This window comes from Tenacibaculum haliotis, assembly GCF_025215075.1.
GTDB classification, from domain to species: domain Bacteria; phylum Bacteroidota; class Bacteroidia; order Flavobacteriales; family Flavobacteriaceae; genus Polaribacter; species Polaribacter haliotis_B.
On the sequence record NZ_JAOBTH010000028.1, the window covers coordinates 379,395 to 396,376 of the forward strand.

Annotated in this window: 16 protein-coding genes; 12 read left to right on the forward strand and 4 right to left on the reverse strand. The window is 29.9% G+C overall.

The features are described 5' to 3' along the window. Positions 1-14: 14 nt before the first annotated feature. The 8 genes from N2251_RS11320 to N2251_RS11355 all read left to right on the forward strand — a co-directional run bounded on the left by N2251_RS11320 (position 15) and on the right by N2251_RS11355 (position 7,875). On the forward strand, positions 15-1,967 hold the full coding sequence (locus N2251_RS11320) for a heavy metal translocating P-type ATPase (RefSeq protein ID WP_215968336.1): 1,953 nt from the start codon (positions 15-17) through the stop codon (positions 1,965-1,967). 89 nt (positions 1,968-2,056) lie between these two features. Further along, positions 2,057-2,902 (forward strand): RteC domain-containing protein, encoded by an 846-nt coding sequence (locus tag N2251_RS11325; RefSeq protein WP_215968337.1) that lies wholly within the window; start codon positions 2,057-2,059, stop codon positions 2,900-2,902. 319 nt (positions 2,903-3,221) lie between these two features. Further along, positions 3,222-3,500 carry a helix-turn-helix domain-containing protein gene (locus N2251_RS11330; protein ID WP_068704635.1) on the forward strand — a complete coding sequence of 93 codons (279 nt, stop codon included), beginning with the start codon at positions 3,222-3,224 and terminating at the stop codon, positions 3,498-3,500. A 33-nt stretch (positions 3,501-3,533) separates the two neighbouring features. Then, positions 3,534-4,199 (forward strand): hypothetical protein, encoded by a 666-nt coding sequence (locus N2251_RS11335; RefSeq protein ID WP_068704637.1) that lies wholly within the window; start codon positions 3,534-3,536, stop codon positions 4,197-4,199. A gap of 48 nt (positions 4,200-4,247) precedes the next feature. Next, positions 4,248-4,910 carry a P-loop NTPase family protein gene (locus N2251_RS11340; RefSeq protein WP_068704639.1) on the forward strand — a complete coding sequence of 221 codons (663 nt, stop codon included), beginning with the start codon at positions 4,248-4,250 and terminating at the stop codon, positions 4,908-4,910. Between the two features lie 120 nt (positions 4,911-5,030). Then, positions 5,031-5,936, forward strand: coding sequence for a sce7726 family protein (locus N2251_RS11345; RefSeq protein WP_242176713.1), 906 nt, complete (start codon positions 5,031-5,033; stop codon positions 5,934-5,936). Beyond that, on the forward strand, positions 5,897-6,832 hold the full coding sequence (locus N2251_RS11350) for a sce7725 family protein (protein WP_068704643.1): 936 nt from the start codon (positions 5,897-5,899) through the stop codon (positions 6,830-6,832). Before N2251_RS11345 ends, N2251_RS11350 begins: the two co-directional genes overlap by 40 nt. 2 nt (positions 6,833-6,834) lie before the next feature. Further along, on the forward strand, positions 6,835-7,875 hold the full coding sequence (locus N2251_RS11355; protein ID WP_242176711.1) for an RES family NAD+ phosphorylase: 1,041 nt from the start codon (positions 6,835-6,837) through the stop codon (positions 7,873-7,875). Between the two features lie 1,339 nt (positions 7,876-9,214). On the opposite strand, the gene N2251_RS11360 is transcribed toward N2251_RS11355, so the two are convergent. Genes N2251_RS11360 through N2251_RS11370 form a run of 3 tightly spaced genes read right to left on the reverse strand, consistent with a single transcriptional unit; the run spans position 9,215 to position 10,621 of the window. Beyond that, positions 9,215-9,463, reverse strand: a complete 249-nt coding sequence (locus N2251_RS11360) for a hypothetical protein (RefSeq protein WP_218773187.1) — start codon at positions 9,461-9,463, stop codon at positions 9,215-9,217. Beyond that, positions 9,441-9,863 (reverse strand): DUF5675 family protein, encoded by a 423-nt coding sequence (locus tag N2251_RS11365; protein ID WP_218773188.1) that lies wholly within the window; start codon positions 9,861-9,863, stop codon positions 9,441-9,443. Before N2251_RS11365 ends, N2251_RS11360 begins: the two co-directional genes overlap by 23 nt. 2 nt (positions 9,864-9,865) lie before the next feature. Next, the gene (locus N2251_RS11370; protein ID WP_242176710.1) at positions 9,866-10,621 is read right to left on the reverse strand and encodes a hypothetical protein; all 756 of its coding nucleotides are present in this window, start codon (positions 10,619-10,621) and stop codon (positions 9,866-9,868) included. Positions 10,622-11,500: 879 nt separating this feature from the next. On the opposite strand from N2251_RS11370, the gene N2251_RS14020 reads away from it, so the two are divergent. Beyond that, on the forward strand, positions 11,501-11,725 hold the full coding sequence (locus N2251_RS14020; RefSeq protein WP_376741008.1) for an Arm DNA-binding domain-containing protein: 225 nt from the start codon (positions 11,501-11,503) through the stop codon (positions 11,723-11,725). 46 nt (positions 11,726-11,771) lie between these two features. Continuing rightward, positions 11,772-11,975, forward strand: coding sequence for a phage integrase SAM-like domain-containing protein (locus N2251_RS14025; RefSeq protein WP_376741005.1), 204 nt, complete (start codon positions 11,772-11,774; stop codon positions 11,973-11,975). 283 nt (positions 11,976-12,258) lie between these two features. Here N2251_RS14025 and N2251_RS11380 read toward each other — a convergent pair whose 3' ends face one another. After that, the gene (locus tag N2251_RS11380) at positions 12,259-12,405 is read right to left on the reverse strand and encodes a hypothetical protein (protein WP_260586817.1); all 147 of its coding nucleotides are present in this window, start codon (positions 12,403-12,405) and stop codon (positions 12,259-12,261) included. A gap of 844 nt (positions 12,406-13,249) precedes the next feature. On the opposite strand from N2251_RS11380, the gene N2251_RS11385 reads away from it, so the two are divergent. Both N2251_RS11385 and N2251_RS11390 read left to right on the forward strand, forming a co-directional pair. Next, entirely contained in the window at positions 13,250-15,670 is a 2,421-nt protein-coding gene (locus N2251_RS11385; RefSeq protein ID WP_260586818.1) for a TonB-dependent receptor, read from the forward strand. A 29-nt stretch (positions 15,671-15,699) separates the two neighbouring features. Then, positions 15,700-16,971: a DUF4374 domain-containing protein gene (locus N2251_RS11390; RefSeq protein ID WP_260586819.1), complete on the forward strand. Its 1,272-nt coding sequence runs from the start codon at positions 15,700-15,702 to the stop codon at positions 16,969-16,971. Positions 16,972-16,982: the final 11 nt, after the last annotated feature.

Consider the following 16,982-nt stretch of genomic DNA (forward strand, 5'->3'; position numbering starts at 1 on the left):
AAATTTAAGTATCAATGAAAAAAAAGAAACTCAATTTAAGAGATATAAAACCTAATTCTGAAAAAGAACACAGTCACGATGATGGTCATAATCACAGTAAAGGTTCCAATAATTTTAAAGCATATAGTGCAGCGATAGTAAGTTTTGTAATGCTAATCATTGGTATTACTTTAGATTATTTTGATATTAATTTTTTTAGAGATTGGATTCGCATTGTTTGGTATATCATAGCATATATACCTGTTGGATTTCCTGTTGTAAAAGAAGGATGGAAAAGTATTAAAAAAGGTGATGTCTTTACAGAATTTTTTTTAATGTCAATCGCAACCATTGGTGCGTTTATTATTGGTGAATATCCTGAAGGTGTTGCAGTAATGCTATTTTATGCAGTAGGCGAATTATTTCAAAGCACAGCAGTTAATAGAGCAAAATCAAACATTAAAGCATTGCTTGATGTTAGACCAAAGGAAGCGTTAGTTTATCGAAATAAAGATTATGTTTCTGTAAATCCTGAAGCCGTAAATATTGGCGAAAAGATACAAGTACGTGTTGGCGAAAAAGTACCTTTAGATGGTGTTTTTTTGTCTGAAAAAGGATCATTTAACACAGCAGCTTTAACTGGTGAAAGTAAACCAGATACCATTGCCAAAGGTGAAAAAGTATTTGCAGGAAGTATCAATCTCAATGGTGTTATAGAAATTGAAACCACCAAAGAATTTAAAGACAGTTCCATTGCTCGTATTCTCGATATGGTTCAAAATGCAACAGCTCGTAAATCTAAAACCGAATTATTCATAAGGAAGTTTGCACGTATTTACACACCAATTGTTGTGTTTTTAGCCATAGGCGTTACATTATTACCTTATTTTATTGTCGATGGTTATGTCTTTAGAGATTGGTTGTATAGAGCTTTAATTTTCTTGGTAATATCTTGTCCTTGTGCTTTAGTTATTTCAATTCCATTGGGTTATTTCGGTGGTTTAGGAGCAGCTTCAAAAAACGGTATTCTATTTAAAGGTGCTTCTTTTCTTGATGCTATGACCAAAATTAATACGTTGGTTATGGATAAAACGGGTACAGTTACCAAAGGTGTTTTTAAAATCAAAAAAGTAAAAGCAATCAGTTGGGAAGAAACTGAATTTATGAAATACTTAATGGCGATGGAAGAGCAATCTACGCATCCAATTGCTAAAGCCATTTTAGAATACAAAGCAAATGGAGCAGATTTTAATGCTACCAAAGTTTCAGAAATAGCAGGAAAAGGTTTAAAAGGAATTGTAAACGGAAAAACTGTTTTAGTTGGAAACAAAGCATTAATGACTGCCAATAATATTGAAGTTGCAAAAGAAATCGACACTATTGTAGAATCTATTGTTTTAGTTTCAATTGGTAATAAGTTTGCTGGTTATGTTGTCATTGCAGACGAATTGAAAGAAGATGCCAAAGAAACCATAACCAATTTGCACAAAGTCGGTATTTCTAAAATAATGATGCTTTCCGGGGATAAAGATTCCATTACTCAAAAAGTAGCTTCTCAATTAAACATTGAAAAAGCAAAAGGTGGTTTATTACCCGAAGATAAATTGAATGAAGTTGAAACTTTAAAACAAAATTCCAAAAATAAAATAGCCTTTATTGGCGATGGTATTAATGACGCACCAGTTTTAGCAGCAAGTGATGTAGGTATTGCAATGGGAGGTTTAGGAAGTGATGTTGCCATTGAAACTGCTGATGTCATTATCCAAACAGACCAACCTTCAAAAGTAGTTAAAGCAATAAAAATTAGTCGTTCTACTCGAAAAATTGTTTGGCAGAATATCATTTTAGCTTTTGGTGTTAAAATAGTTGTTTTAATATTAGGTGCAGGTGGTTTAGCAACAATGTGGGAAGCTGTATTTGCTGATGTAGGTGTTGCGTTATTAGCAATTTTGAATGCTGTAAGATTACAACGAATGCAATGGCGTTAAATAATTAAAGTCATTGTATTTATTTTAATTTTTTTAAAGTAAAGTATTTTTAAACAAACCAGATTTATTGTCCTCATAACTACTGTAAGTTGAAAAAAATTGAAAGAATAGTAAAAAAATTAGATTCTAATTTAGATTTTTTAGAAAAAGAAATTGAAGGCGTTTTAGAGAAGTCTGAAGAGGGTATTAAGGTAACTCAAAGAGCTCTTGAACAAATAAGAGAACTTTTGTTAAAACGAAAATCAGCATCAACTTCTGATGAAATCTATTTTTTCAAAAATATTAAGCCTCAAGTTTTTAGTAAATTAATTTATTATGTGAAATTATTTAGTATTGAAAGTAAAAGACCAAGAAGTAGTAACAAATCTCAAGTAAAGTATTTTAACAAACATATAGATAGGTTGCAAAATTATTTTAATGATAATTTAGAGTTTTATCATTATTATAGACGAGGTGCTACTTTTTTGGATAACGAATATTTTATAAGAGGAAAAGCTAATATTCGTTTATTTCCAGATTCTCTTTCTTTTTTCGCAGATGATAAATTTTCTACAAGCCACGATTCTACTGTAGCCACAATTCTTGCTTATGATATGCTAATAATTTATTTAAAAACTGAAATTGATAAACTTGAAAATAACAATGGTATGGAAGCAAATTATAACGCTTTTCAAAAGCAATCAAAATTATTTTGGACAGGTAATAAAACAGATTTAATAGAACTCATTTATGCACTTCATAGTTCTGGAGTAATAAATAGTGGAACAGCAGATATTAAAGAGGTAGCCTTAATTTGCGAACAAATGTTTAACGTTAGTTTGGGCGATTATTACAGAACTTTTTTAGAAATCCGTTCACGCAAAATAAATCAAACAAAATTCATTGATAAACTAAAAGAGTCTTTAGTAGATAAAATGCTAGAATCTGATGAATAAACACCCAACTTGGGTGTTTTAAAGAGCAAATAATTATCATAGTATTTGCTCTTTTTTATTGCCTATGTTTTACAAGTAAAACATTAAAACAAATCAATGTAACTCATTAAATATGAGCGTATAAAAACACCCAAGTTGGGTGTAACTTGTGAAAAACACTCAATAATTCACTTCATATTTGCTAAACGAAAGTCAAATCACAGATTCACGAATACCTATTTGAAAAAAACATTCTAACTCGTGAATTAAATCAATTTAATAGCTGCCATTGATAACGAAAGTTTGTTGTGGTAGCTGTTTTTAACTTAAATCGTTTACTATGGCAGCAACAATTATTACAACCGAAGATCTTCACGAATTCAAATTAGAATTATTAGAAGGTATTAAAACAATCATCAATAACAAAACAGGTTTAGCCACTAAAAAATGGTTAAAATCACCAGAAGTTCGCGACCTGTTAAGTATTTCACCAGGTACATTACAAAACTTACGAATTAACGGAACGTTACCATACACTAAAGTTGGTGGTGTTATTTATTACGATTATGATGATATTCAAAAAGTAATGCAAGACAATAGAATACACAACAAGTTTTAATGCCACTTTAAGTGCAGCTAAAACACCTATTCTATGCAAAAAGTTAATTATATAAAACACCTAAAAGGTGTATTTATTCAATTCTCTAAAGACAACCGTTTAAATCCAACACATATAAGTTTATATATAGCATTATTCCAAATCTGGAATAACAATCGGTTTTTAGACGAATTTTATATCAATCGAGAAGAAGTAATGAGCTTTTCAAAGATAGGCTCTAAATCAACATATCATAAATGTATTAAAGAGCTAAATCATTGGAAATATATTATTTACTATCCATCACACAATCCATTTAAGGGAAGTAAAATTAAGATGTTCAATTTTGAGACAAGTTATAAACAAGTTATGGACTCATACAATCCTATAAACGGACAAGCACTGGTATCTAATAATAAACATATACAAACTAATAAAAACATTAATAAACTTGACCAGCCAAAAAATGAAAATGATGTTATTACTTTTTTTAAAAATGAAAAATGGCCAATAATTGAAGCTCAAAAATTTTTTAATCATTATCAAGGTATTGGTTGGAAAGTAGGTGGAAAAACAAAAATTGTCAATTGGCAAGCTACTGCTAAAAATTGGATGCTAAAAGCTGAAGAAATAAAAACAAAAATAAATCAAAAAGCAGTTAGCCAAAATCAAGACAACCTAAAGACAAGTAAAAACAAAAACTACAATGAGCCTTTATAACGCTTTGCGTCATACGGCGCTTATTTCAGTAACTCACTATCTAAAACTATGAATAAGATACAACCACATATTATAAAAGAAGGAGGTGTTCAATACCAATTAGGAGAATTTAATAACAATAATATTTCATACGATTTCAAAAAAATATTAATTTATCTTGATGCAAAAGGAAAGCTGCTCTTTGGTAAAAACTTTAAAATCTATGAAGAAGATGAGGTTATTTTATATAAACTATGTGTCTATTTTATAAGTGATTTTGAGGCTTGCAAAAAATTAGAAATAGATCCAAACAAAGGGATATTATTATCGGGACCTGTAGGCTGTGGTAAAACAAGTTTAATGAAATTATTAAGGTTTATGGTACCACATCAAAAACCGTATGAACTAATTCCTGCTAGAAATATCACATTCGCATTTAATAATATTGGTTACAAAACTATTGAAGAATATGGTAATAGTAGTTTTTATTGTTTTGATGATTTAGGTGTTGAATCAACTGGTCGTCATTTTGGTAAAGATTGTAATGTAATGGGAGAAATTCTTTTATCTCGTTACGATTTATTCCTAAAAAGAAAAATAAGAACACACGCTACAACCAACCTAAATGCACAAGAATTAGAAGAAAGATATGGTAATCGTGTACGTTCTCGAATGCGACAAATGTTTAACTTAATAAGTTTCGATTCAAGCAGTAAAGACAAACGAGGTTAAAATTTTAATAGCTTTTAAATATTGAAAACAATAATAAGTAAATAGACGTGTTTTAAATCTATAACAGAAAAAGTCGTTAATTATACGACTTCTTAATGAAATTTGTAAATTTGTTGAATAATGGACAAAACTAGCGACATAACCCAAATAAGAAGTTTAGCTCAAATATTTTCTGCCTCTAATTTTAAAAAAATAGTAAGAGAAGATAATTATTTTGATACATTTTACCGTATAAACAGATATGCTAAAATTAATGAGAATACTACTAATCTTGAGGTGCTAAATCAAATTTACAAATCATTATTAAAGGTTTATAAAAATGAATATGTCTATAAAAACGTACTAATTAACAAGCTTTTAATTAAAAAATATAGTCTTAAAAATACCATTGCTTTAAATGAATTTAAAGTAGGTAATTCTATTGCAGATTTTGTGCTTTTAAATGGTGAAGCTCGTATTTATGAAATAAAAACAGAGCTTGATGGTTTAGAGAAATTAGATAAACAAATATCAGATTATGAAAAATTTGCTGATAAAATTTACATTGTAACAAGCTCTAAACACATTCCTAATTTATTGACAAAATATTACAATTCTAATATTGGTATTATTGAATTAACTAATAGAAATGCACTTAAAACTTTAAAAGAAGCAAAAGTAAATCAATCAGTTTTTAACCACGAAACATTATTTAAAACATTAAGAAAAGACGAATATTTAAGTATAATTAAATCATATTTTAATGCTGTGCCAAATGTGCCTAATACACAAATATTCAGAGAATGTCTTAAGTTGTCAAAAAATATTGATATTTTAGAATTTCAAAAATTAGTAATTCAAAAATTAAAATTTAGAAATATTTCTAACCCAGAAAGTTTTAAAGAAAGACAAATTCCAGAATCATTAAAACATATATGTTATTCTTTAAACTTTTCTGATAATGAATACCAACAGTTAGATAATTTTTTATCCCAAAAAAGCAAAGTATGTATTTCCCATATGTTAGAGGTAAACAATTTGAATTAATCGCATTAAGAGATTTATGCTCTATATTTTCAGATGATATATTAAAAACTTCACCAGTAATAGAACCAGTTAAAAGTACATCAACTTTTAAATCAACATTAAAAGAATTAGCTTCTAAAAATGTTAATTTTAATATTATTATAAACCCTAGAGTTGGCGATTTAAAAGGAAAACATCAAGAAATTATTGATGTAGTTTCAGAAAGTTTACAAGGCTATGAGAACTTCCAATTAGCTGTTATTTTGGATGATAAGTCCGAAAGAAATATCCAAACATTTATTGATTTTATAGGTGCTCTGAATTTTAATTTTAATGGTGTTACCTTAATTCACAATTCTGAAGTTTCCGGTAATAATATAGAATTACTTACTACAAATCTTAATATCGTTTATAACTTAATTTACTTCTCTAAAACAAGTAGAAGATATTATAGAGAGTTTGCTCAAAACACGCGAGTATCACTAGATGATTATTTTAAGGAAATGCCTAAAAATGCTGATTATCTTGATTTAGAAAGCAGCTTTTCTGAAGAATACAAATATTATCAAGAAGATGGTTTTGTTGGTTTTGGCGATTTTCTTACTATAGGTGATAATTATTCCGATTCAGGATTTTTACCTAGAGCTGTAGCAATACATTTATCTTATATAGATGGTAATGATAGAATAAGAGTAAAACATTTTGTGTCTGACTCTAATGGTGATGTATCAGATATTGGTGGTAAATTTTCTGAAGCCATACATAAGTTAGTTACTTGGTGCAACCAACAAGACATACAAACAAATGCAGTAAATACTTTTCGAGATTTGCACCAAAGAGGTCATTTCCCTGGTCTTGGCACTTTAAAAAAGTTGTCAATTATGAATCACATCGAATTAGTAATTAAAAACATTTAGTTATGAATTGTTGTGTAAACTGTTTTACTAGTGATTATATCATTAGTATAATAAATGCTGATGATAGAGTTGGTAACTGTAATTTTTGTAAATCAACAAATGTATCTATTTATACACCTAGAGAGTTAATTCCTTTTTTTAGAAATTTCTTGTCCTTATACGCTGTTGATGCTAGCTCTAACCAAGATATAGCTCAATCTTTAAAAAAAGATTTTAACCTTACAACAGATATAGTTGAAGATTCCAAAGAACTATTTAAAGCAATTTTTATAGATGAAATGGAAGATATTACCGAATTATTTAATAGTAACGTATCTTCTGAAATTAAGATAGAATTACTCTCTGAAACAAATCAAATTCACGGTATTTGGGAAGATTTTAAAGAAGAAATAAAATATACAAATCGTTACCACATTCAAAATACAATAGATTTAAAAAAACTAGCCAATTTTTTTGAGCACGAAAGTTTTTATAAAGAAATTAAAAAAGGAAGAATATTTTACCGTTGTCGTATTTCAGACAAGAAAGGTTTTGCGCCAGATAAAATGGGTAATCCACCAAAAGAAGTTACTACTGGAGGTAGAGCAAACCCTAAAGGTATTTCTTATTTATATGTTGCAGATACACTTAAAACATCTTTATATGAAACAAGAGCTTCACTCTTTGATTATGTAACTGTTGGCGAATTTCAGTTAAAAGAAGATTTAAAAATTTTAAATTTAAGGAATCCAAAAGATGATCCAATTCCTTGGTCAGAAAATGAAGCAATTGAAGATTTTTTAATTTATGTTCCTTTTATTCAAACATTACAAAAAGAAATTTCATTACCAATTCGTAAGTTAGATAAACAATTAGATTATATTCCTACTCAATATATTTCAGAGTTCATTAAATCATTAGGTTTTGATGGTGTAGAATATCAAAGTTCCTTATATTCTGAAGGATATAATTTGGCAATTTTTAATCCTGAAAAATTAAATTGTAAAACAACACAAGTTTATGAAATTGAAGGTATTGATTTGCATCATAAAGCAGCTATATAATTTCCCCACAAACTAAAACCTAGTTTTTTCGTTCCTCAAAATCCTCTGTCTTTTAGTTTGTTCCCCTCGCCATTCCTTTATAGCGTTTAAATTGCCTCACTTATGCAGCACATTACAGCTTGTTTCATTCGTGCCTCATTACACAACTGCAAAGAGCTGCACAATGCCAAAAGCTAATAATTTAAACGCTATCCCAAGCTATATTTACATAACGTGCAGTTATACTGCTCTTCCGTGAAAAACTCCAGGCACTATAACGCCATTATGTAAAATAGCCACACATCCGACGCGCATCCAGTAATTAATAATAACAAGTAGATAATTTAATAACATTCCGTCTTTTTTACATTGTTTTTATAAGTGCCTACTGGTAAATTTAAGTGAATATTTTTAAAATCATTAAAATTTCAGTTTATAAAAGAAATTGTAAAGCACCTATAAAATCAAAAAAAAGCCAATAAGAGTATAACTTTTTATTTGAAAAAATCAGGATAGTTGGTTTCACTAAAAGTAAATGCTATTAACAATCAAATAAACTTATATATTTCAATAATCTAACTCATAAGTAATATTTTCAAAACATTCACTTTTAACAAAACCAATCAAAAAAACAGTACAATCAAATAAAAAGCAATACACTTATTCTCGCTGCTGCCGGCGCACTAGGTATTTTAACTTTATTATAATTCCTTACCTCATTCAACTGCACAAAACCATCGTTAAGTCCAAGTTTTCCTTATCTCAAGTATTTGCTTGTTTCATTTCGTTAACAAACATTAGATGCCTCTTTTCCCCACCACCCATTCAACGGTGTAGGTTACAGCAATTATTAATGTTTGCCAAGTGTCTGTGGTAGGATGCATTTCATTCGTTCAATCCCTTATCAGGGAATCACTCTTTACATTTACCCACCTCAACACAGCGCATAAAAAAAGCACATTATTATCATAATGCACTTTATTTATTTTTTCCAACCCTAACATCAATAATTACTTCCACCTACGTCACTTTACCCCGAAAAGAGATAACATTTATTATTGAAAAAAGGAAAGAGAAAACAAAGATAAGCACTAGCGTGCTTGGTGTTCTCTGCTTTCTCTTTCCTTTTTTTTAGGCTTTTTTCGTTTCTCTTTTAAAATTAATGTTATTGGGTTTGTAGTTCCAAAACTATTTTTTGAGTTTAATTTTAAGCTTTTCGTATAAAAATTTCAAAAAAATTGAAACAAAAAAACTAACTGTTGCGCCAACAATAGCTAAAATACTGGTAGTGATAAAATCTTCAACACCAATATTTACAACTGAAGAAAAGAAAATACCACCCAAAAAACTAGCTTTTGTATTATGGTCCATCGTTAGTTGCATTAGCTTTAATTTCAGATTTACCTTCATCTTTAACAACTGCTTGACTTACAGCTGTGGCAACTGTTCCGGCAACTGTCATATAAGTTGCAATTGTTACAACAATAGCTGGCATTGTGATTGGAGCTGCAATAATGGCACCACCAGCTGTTGCCAAAGCAATACCAATATTTCTTAAAATTTTGAAAAACTTCGGAGTTGGTTTTTTATAACGTTCTACAATGTTCATAATTTTGTGATTTAATAGTTAATAAAATAGATTCTTTACGGTCTTTTGCTTGATGTACCAAAGACAATAGTTTTTGCATCATTGGTCTTGATTGAGTTCCCATACCTATATTACTTAAATAGGTTACTGGTGCAATACATCCTTCTAATTCTTTTAAAGCATTATTAGCTGGATGAAATAAAATCAATCGTCTGTTTTTTACACCTTTAACTAAAAGATGATTTTGAAAACGTTTAGAATACCTTGTAACGATTTCATAAGAGCCTTCCGGAATACACGATAAATTACGCTTGTTGTTTTTCCAGGGAAGCTCTATTGTGTGACATAAAAAGGTATCAGAACAAAAGAGAGTACCATTAGTACCCTCTTTGTAATACGCTCTATAGAGTATTAAATCCATAATTATGGAGTATCTATAGTAACAACAGATAAGGCATTGTAAGCACCGTTTTTTAACTCATACATTTGCCCATTTACTTCTTGATAAAATTCAATACCAAGCACCTGAACAACATCTACAGTAGAGTTTGCAGTTAATGACGCTGTTAAAGCAATTGCAGCTGTATCAGCAGGCGTGTAAGGCAGAATTGCTGTTTCGTCATTTTCAAAAACTGAAGCTTCATTTTCAAAATCCAATTCAGCAGCACCCATAACCACTTTAAAATGTGTTGTTCCAGTTGGAGCTGCAATTCTTAAAGTTGGAGAAAAAGGAGCAATATCTAAAGTAGCGTCCCCAGAAACACGGTCAAACGCATTTACAAAAGGTGTAAACAAAGTAGTACCCAGTTTACCATTCAGATTGAATTCAAAACCTAATAATAGGTTTAAATCCCCTTCTGTTAAGGTTCTTAAACCTCTATCATTGGTCGTGTCTGTCTTAATGATAGCTAAAAGGTCTTTTGTTAATCGAGAAACTACACGTTTATCTTTTGCATTTTGCAAAAGAATACGAATAGCATTTCGCAATACTTTTCCACCTTTTCCTGCACGTCCAAATTCCGACCCATTTTCACGCGTTCTCTGAAACGCAGGATCATTTGCAATACGACTGGCATCAACACCACCCTTTTCGCGTGCTAGATGTCCATCACTTGTTTTGTAAAAAGAAATACCACCGATAGTTCCTTTTAATTTAATAATTCCTGTTTGTCTTGCCATAATATTTCATTTTTTGATTAATAAAACAAAACAACTAACTTGTATTCAGGTATTAAAAAATCAAGTTCCGTTAAATGCTATATAAACCGATTTTACCAAATAAACCACAGATGGCTTTATATTTGTATGAAAAAGCATAGATAAGCCCTAGATAAAGCCTTATGAATCGCAAACGAATATGTATATATGCAAAAGATATCCAACTTATAACAGGTAGGAGTGAGCGATATGGGCGTAAATTACTTCAAACTATCCGAGAATTACAAGATAAAGAACCTCATCAATTTGTTACTATACGTGAATTTTCGGAGTATTCAGGTATAGAAATAGAAGTTATCAACCAGTATATTAATTAGTTACAATCTACTTTTATTTTTCATAAAATTTGTGTAAATTTATGTTGTATTGTTAAGTTGAGGTTGCTATATTTGCATCGCTCAAGTGTAAACTAATACAAAGCGAAAGTTCTTATCAATAAAGTTACCCATTCGGTTACCACGTAATTTGAAAATTACATAACTTATTGATTATTAAACATAAACGGGAAGCAGTTATAATCCTGCCACCCCGACTAAATGTAATATCAATTACAACTAAAACCTTGTTAATCTTATGATTAACAAGGTTTTGTGGTTTTTAGACAACCATATAAATTGATGTTATATGAACTAATTCGGTTCACAATTCGGTTCACACTTTGAAATTGAAAAAAAGTGTGAACCGAATACATACCTAAATAACTGTTTTTGAGATAGTTGATTTGACTTTCGTCTTTAACAAAGTTTCATTTAAAGACAACAACTATGAAGTCACAAAACACATCTGCTACACTCTTTTGGGTGTCTAGCACAAGAGTCAAAAATGGACAAGTTTCTGTTTATGCTCGTATTACAAGTAAACATAAGTCTAAAAAGAAAAGTTGCACTTTCTGAGTGGAACTCTTCAAAAGGAAGGGCTCGAGGAACAAAACAAGAATCTAGATTACTTAATCGGTATTTAGACCAGGTTCAAAGTAGGATATATGAGTCCTATGAGCAACTGCGTGCAGAAAAGAAATTAATCTCAGCACAAACAATTAAGGCAAGATTTTTTAGGAGAAGATGACCAAGAGTATTCATTATTAACTTTAGTCGATTACCATAACACTCAAATGTCTGAAACGTTGAGTTATGGTACATTAAAAAACTACTTCACTACTCAAAAGTATATTAGACTTTTTCTTCAAAAAAAAAGAAAAAAAGATGACATCTATTTATCGAAACTCACATTTCGTTTTGTTGTAGATTTCGAAAAATTTCTTCGTGCACATGTTCCAGAGGACCATCAGAAACCTATGGGAAATATATCTTTTTGAGGGTAAAAAATTTTATTCTTATTGCAAGATATATTTTTTCTACACAACATCAAACTATTATATTTCTAACGTTCAAGCAATTAGATTATTTATCTGTATACTCTTTGATTAAGACCTCTAAACATCAATAAAATTAAGATTTACGCTTTGATTATTTAATAATTAAAAGTTATATTTCTACAAACAAAGTCAATGCACTTATAAATAAAAGGGGATTTACCTGTAGGTAATAAACACACAAAAACAACATGAAACAGTATACAGAAATAGTTCGCGCAATTTATTAATCAATGCTTGGTATTATTTTCCAATCTGTTTTAGTTATACCATCTTGAGCTACTACCATAATAATCATACCTAAAGGATTATTTAAATCTACTTCTTCTCCTGAATATACAGAACTGGATGCTCCGTAAGGAATTCTAAACAAAAGATAAAAGGAGAATTAGGATGATACTTGCTATATTCTTTTGCTCTTTTTAAGAGCCTTTGTCATTAAATCTGGTCTAATTTTTTTGGTACCTAAATACAAATACGCATCGTATTTTTCGGCAAATAACAAAGCTTCTTCTAAAGTTGCAATTTTAGTGTTTTAAATTGCGAGCCTTTTCAACTTCCGACATCTAAATCTAGCAATTCTTTATATGTAGAAGCAACTACATATCCTTGCCCTCTACTTTCTCTATACATTATTGATTGATCATTAAACAAAACATATACATCCTCTTATATTACATTAACATCGATCTCTCAATATTTTACACCTATTTTAAAAGTTTCCTCTAAACTTAATAAGCTGTTTTAAGGATAAACATCAGGATACCCCCTATATCCAACAACCTGAGAATATTTATTATCATAATTAATAAGACGGAATACTTGCATTTCCTTTAAACCCCTCCTGTTTTACTTGCTTTAAATTTACTCTTGCTAACAAATAACTTACGATACTTAATATTCTTTTAAATATTTCTGATAAGCGTAACCTATATTAATAGGTTCCTAGATTAAATTAAGATTGTTTTCTGCCTCAAAAAAAGTAACAATATTGTTTTTTTGCTGTTTTTTTTAAAACTCTCCTTCTTTTTATGGTTAAAAACCAAATACCTCAACCTGCTTTACGTTGTTATCCTTCTGTTTTAAAACATATTATTTTTTTTTGAGACCTACGAACTAGCTGTTTCAAAATAAATTAAAATTTTTTTATTTTTAACTAATCTAAATAGTAATAATAATTATATTTGCAGCTCTATTTAAATTTAATCTAAATAAAATTGAAGACTTTATATATAATTTCAATCTCCTTTTTCATCAGCTTTAACTGTCTTGGAAAAACATCCGATAATGACAATTTAGTGTCCTTATCTGGTAAAGTAAGTTACAAAAATGGAAATCCCGTAGAACTTGCTTTAATCTATATCAAAAAAATAAACAGAAGTACATATACTGATAAAAATGGAAATTTTATGTTTTCTGATATACCCGCAGGAAAGTATTCGGTTTTTATAAAAGCTTTTGAAACCGATGGAATTAACATAAATGTAGATTTAAGCCATAAACCAGATCACTTAACTGTTGTTTTAAATAGTAACGAGGCAATTACATTAGATGATGTTACTATAGTTAGTAAATCTAGAGGTCATTTAATAAAAGAAAAAGGCTTTACTGTTGGCATAACAAACACTCAAAAAAAGGCCGTTCAGAGTTTACAAGCTACAGAAATTTTAGGCAGAACAGCTGGTGTAAAAATAAGACAAAGTGGTGGACTCGGCTCACATACTCATTTTAACCTCAACGGACTTAGTGGTAACTCTATCCGGATATTTATTGATGGCATTCCGCTTAGAAATTATGGAGAATCTTTTTCATTATCAAGCATTCCACCTGCAATGATAGAACGTATTGAAACTTACAAAGGTGTTTTACCTGCCGAATTAACTGAAGATGCTTTAGGCGGGGGTATAAATATTGTTCTTAAAAAAAGTATAGGCACACACCTTAGTGCCTCGTATTCTTATGGTTCTTTTAACACACATCAAGTTAATATAGATGGTGGTTATAGAAACCCTATTACAAATTTTAATGTTGATGTTTCAACTTTTCTTAATAGTACCAACAATAATTATAAGGTTTGGGGAGACAATGTTTATATAGTTAACCCAAGCACAGGAAAAGTAAAATATGTAAAAGCTGAACGTTTTCATGACAAATATAAATCTAAAGGTATAAAAGCAAATATTGGGTATACTTCTAAAAAATGGGCAGATGAAATTACACTTGGTGTAATGTTATCGGATATGAAAAACGATATACAAACAGGTCCTGTTATGGATATTGTATATGGTAACAGAAGAAGTGAGCGAAATAGTAAAATGCTTTCTTTTAAATATCGAAAAAAGAATATTCTAGTAGACGGATTATCACTTAACACCTTTAGTTCTTTTTCTCATACAGATCGTACAGTGATTGATACAGTGCCTTATATGTATAATTGGCTAGGTAAAATTATAAGAGATAATAATGGAGATCCTATTAATTGGAGAACTAACGGAGGTGAAGCTGGAGATGCCACTTTAGCTAAAAATAAAGAAATAAGTATTGCTAATAGAACTGGTCTTTATTATCAATTACACCCGCAACACAAAGTAGGTTTACATTATTTTTATAATCAATTTACAAGAGATATTGACGACCCAATGCGTCCGCAAGCAGAAAGAGATTTAACAGATACAAGACACCTTACTAAACAAATTATTAGTTACTCTTATGAAAGTAATTTTTTTGCTAAAAAACTAAAAACAAACCTATTTTATAAACAATACAAACAGCATGTAAAGTTATCTGACCCTAAAAAAGTAGGCGGAAATATTATAGCTTTCGATTATGAAAAAAAAGTGAATCATAGTGGTTACGGTGCCGCTATATCTTACGCTATAACACCAAAAATAATATTATTATCATCTGCAGAAAAAGCTTTACGAATGCCAGGTATTTCTGAATTATTAGGTAATACAAGCGAAAATATTCAACCAACTTATACTCTTTTACCTGAAACTAGTACTAATTTTAATCTTGGTTTTTTACTAGGAACTTATACCGTAAAAAAACACAGTTTTAACCTTGAAACTAACTTTTTTATAAGAGATATAAAAGATATGATTGCTAGAAGTATTAGTGGTAGTATATCTGATACTTATGGCTTTGAAAATTTAGGAAGAATTAAAAGTACAGGTTATGATGTTGAACTAAAATACAATTACAATAAGCGTTTATTTATCACCTCTAACTTTTCTAATTTTAATGCTCGCTACAATTTAAGATACGATCAATTTGGCTCAGAATACATTTATTATAAAGACAGGTTAAGAAATGCACCCTATTTAACCGCTAACACTTATATCGAATATAAATTTAACGATTTTATAAAAGAAAACTCAAAACTATCTATTAATTACAATTTCGGTTATACACATCAATTTTATAGAAACTGGGAAAGTTTAGCTAGCAAAGGAAAAGCTTATATACCTACACAAAGCCTCCACGACATAGGGATTTCGTATACAACTCCTAACAATAAAGCTACCGTAAGCTTTAACGCAAAAAACATTACAAATCAACAAGTTTTTGATAACTGGGCGATGCAAAAACCTGGAAGAGCATTTTATTTAAAACTAACATACACTCCTATTTTTTAAAAATTTTAAATCTAATTATAAATACTATCATGAAAACAAATTTATTATCAATAAGTAAATCGCTGTTATTAACAGCTACAATAGCAAGCACAATATTTATAAGTTGCGACTCTAATGACCATGTAGAAGATAAATTACCTACAGGAAATCAAGAATTTTATAACGTTGCCTTTGGAGTAGGATCTACAGGAAATTCAGCTACTTTCGTACAAGCTTTTCCAAATTTAAAAGACGGTGCTATTTCTTTTAAAGGAGAAGGTTTTGAAGTTCCCTCTGTACGAACTGCCCGAATTTACGGTTCTCCTTCTGGAAAATTCCTCTACAACTTAAGTTACGGTGGTGGTATGCTTTATAAATATAAAATAAACGGAGCATCAAACTATACGTTATTAGATGAAACAAATGTTCAAATTGCTATGGGAACTGCATATCCTAGATGGAAAGTTCTTAATGAAAATGATGCTTTAGTACATACCATAAATACAGAAAAAATTTACGCAGATGATGTATATACCTATACTGAAGCTAAAGCGGTATTACAAAGAATTGACTTAACTGATTTATCTTTAGCAGAAAACGCAGAAGTTGCAATACCAAGAACGGATGACAATTTACATATATGGAGAATAGACAACCCAACAATTCAAGGAGGTAAAGCTTACTATGGTGTTGCTAAAAGAGGTTACGACCCAAATACAGATGAAAATGTTAGAACTGATGATTACAAAGCTACAACATTAGTTGTAGACTACCCTTCTTTAAAAAATCCTGTTTTATTAGAATCTGAAGTAGCTAAAGGCTCTACTTATGGATATAGAGCACCTGTGTATCACGTAGATGAAAATGGCGATATTTATCATTTAACTTCTAATCCTGCAAAGTTAGTGCGCATTAAAAATGGCGCTTATGATAATTCATATCAAATAGATTTATCTACCGCTTTAGGAATGACTCAAGTTGGTGCAAACGGATGGTATTATGTTGGTAATGGAATTGCTTACGCTCCTTATTATGACGCTTCTGTTGGTAAAGGAAATGCTAAAACAACTCCATGGGGAGTAACCAGAATTGATTTATACAACAAAACTGCTGTTAAATTAAATGTTCCTACCAACCTATGGATGTGGTATTACCAATCTGGCGTTTTAGGAAAAGATGGTAAATTTCATATGGCTATTGCACCACTTGGTGAAAAAGGAAATATTTATAGTTTCGACCCAAGTAATACATCTGCCAATGGCTTTACAAAAGGTGCTGAGCTTGATAATGGTGCAGACTCGTTTTATTTAGGTGTGTATTAATTAATAATTAA

Coding starts and splice junctions, on each gene's coding strand:
- N2251_RS11320 (WP_215968336.1), top strand. CDS start 15: ATGAAAAAAAAGAAACTCAATTTAAGAGATATAAAACCTAATTCTGAA.
- N2251_RS11330 (WP_068704635.1), top strand. CDS start 3,222: ATGGCAGCAACAATTATTACAACCGAAGATCTTCACGAATTCAAATTA.
- N2251_RS11335 (WP_068704637.1), top strand. CDS start 3,534: ATGCAAAAAGTTAATTATATAAAACACCTAAAAGGTGTATTTATTCAA.
- N2251_RS11340 (WP_068704639.1), top strand. CDS start 4,248: ATGAATAAGATACAACCACATATTATAAAAGAAGGAGGTGTTCAATAC.
- N2251_RS11345 (WP_242176713.1), top strand. CDS start 5,031: ATGGACAAAACTAGCGACATAACCCAAATAAGAAGTTTAGCTCAAATA.
- N2251_RS11350 (WP_068704643.1), top strand. CDS start 5,897: ATGTATTTCCCATATGTTAGAGGTAAACAATTTGAATTAATCGCATTA.
- N2251_RS11355 (WP_242176711.1), top strand. CDS start 6,835: ATGAATTGTTGTGTAAACTGTTTTACTAGTGATTATATCATTAGTATA.
- N2251_RS11360 (WP_218773187.1), bottom strand. CDS start 9,463: ATGAACATTGTAGAACGTTATAAAAAACCAACTCCGAAGTTTTTCAAA.
- N2251_RS11365 (WP_218773188.1), bottom strand. CDS start 9,863: ATGGATTTAATACTCTATAGAGCGTATTACAAAGAGGGTACTAATGGT.
- N2251_RS11370 (WP_242176710.1), bottom strand. CDS start 10,621: ATGGCAAGACAAACAGGAATTATTAAATTAAAAGGAACTATCGGTGGT.
- N2251_RS14020 (WP_376741008.1), top strand. CDS start 11,501: ATGCTCGTATTACAAGTAAACATAAGTCTAAAAAGAAAAGTTGCACTT.
- N2251_RS14025 (WP_376741005.1), top strand. CDS start 11,772: ATGTCTGAAACGTTGAGTTATGGTACATTAAAAAACTACTTCACTACT.
- N2251_RS11390 (WP_260586819.1), top strand. CDS start 15,700: ATGAAAACAAATTTATTATCAATAAGTAAATCGCTGTTATTAACAGCT.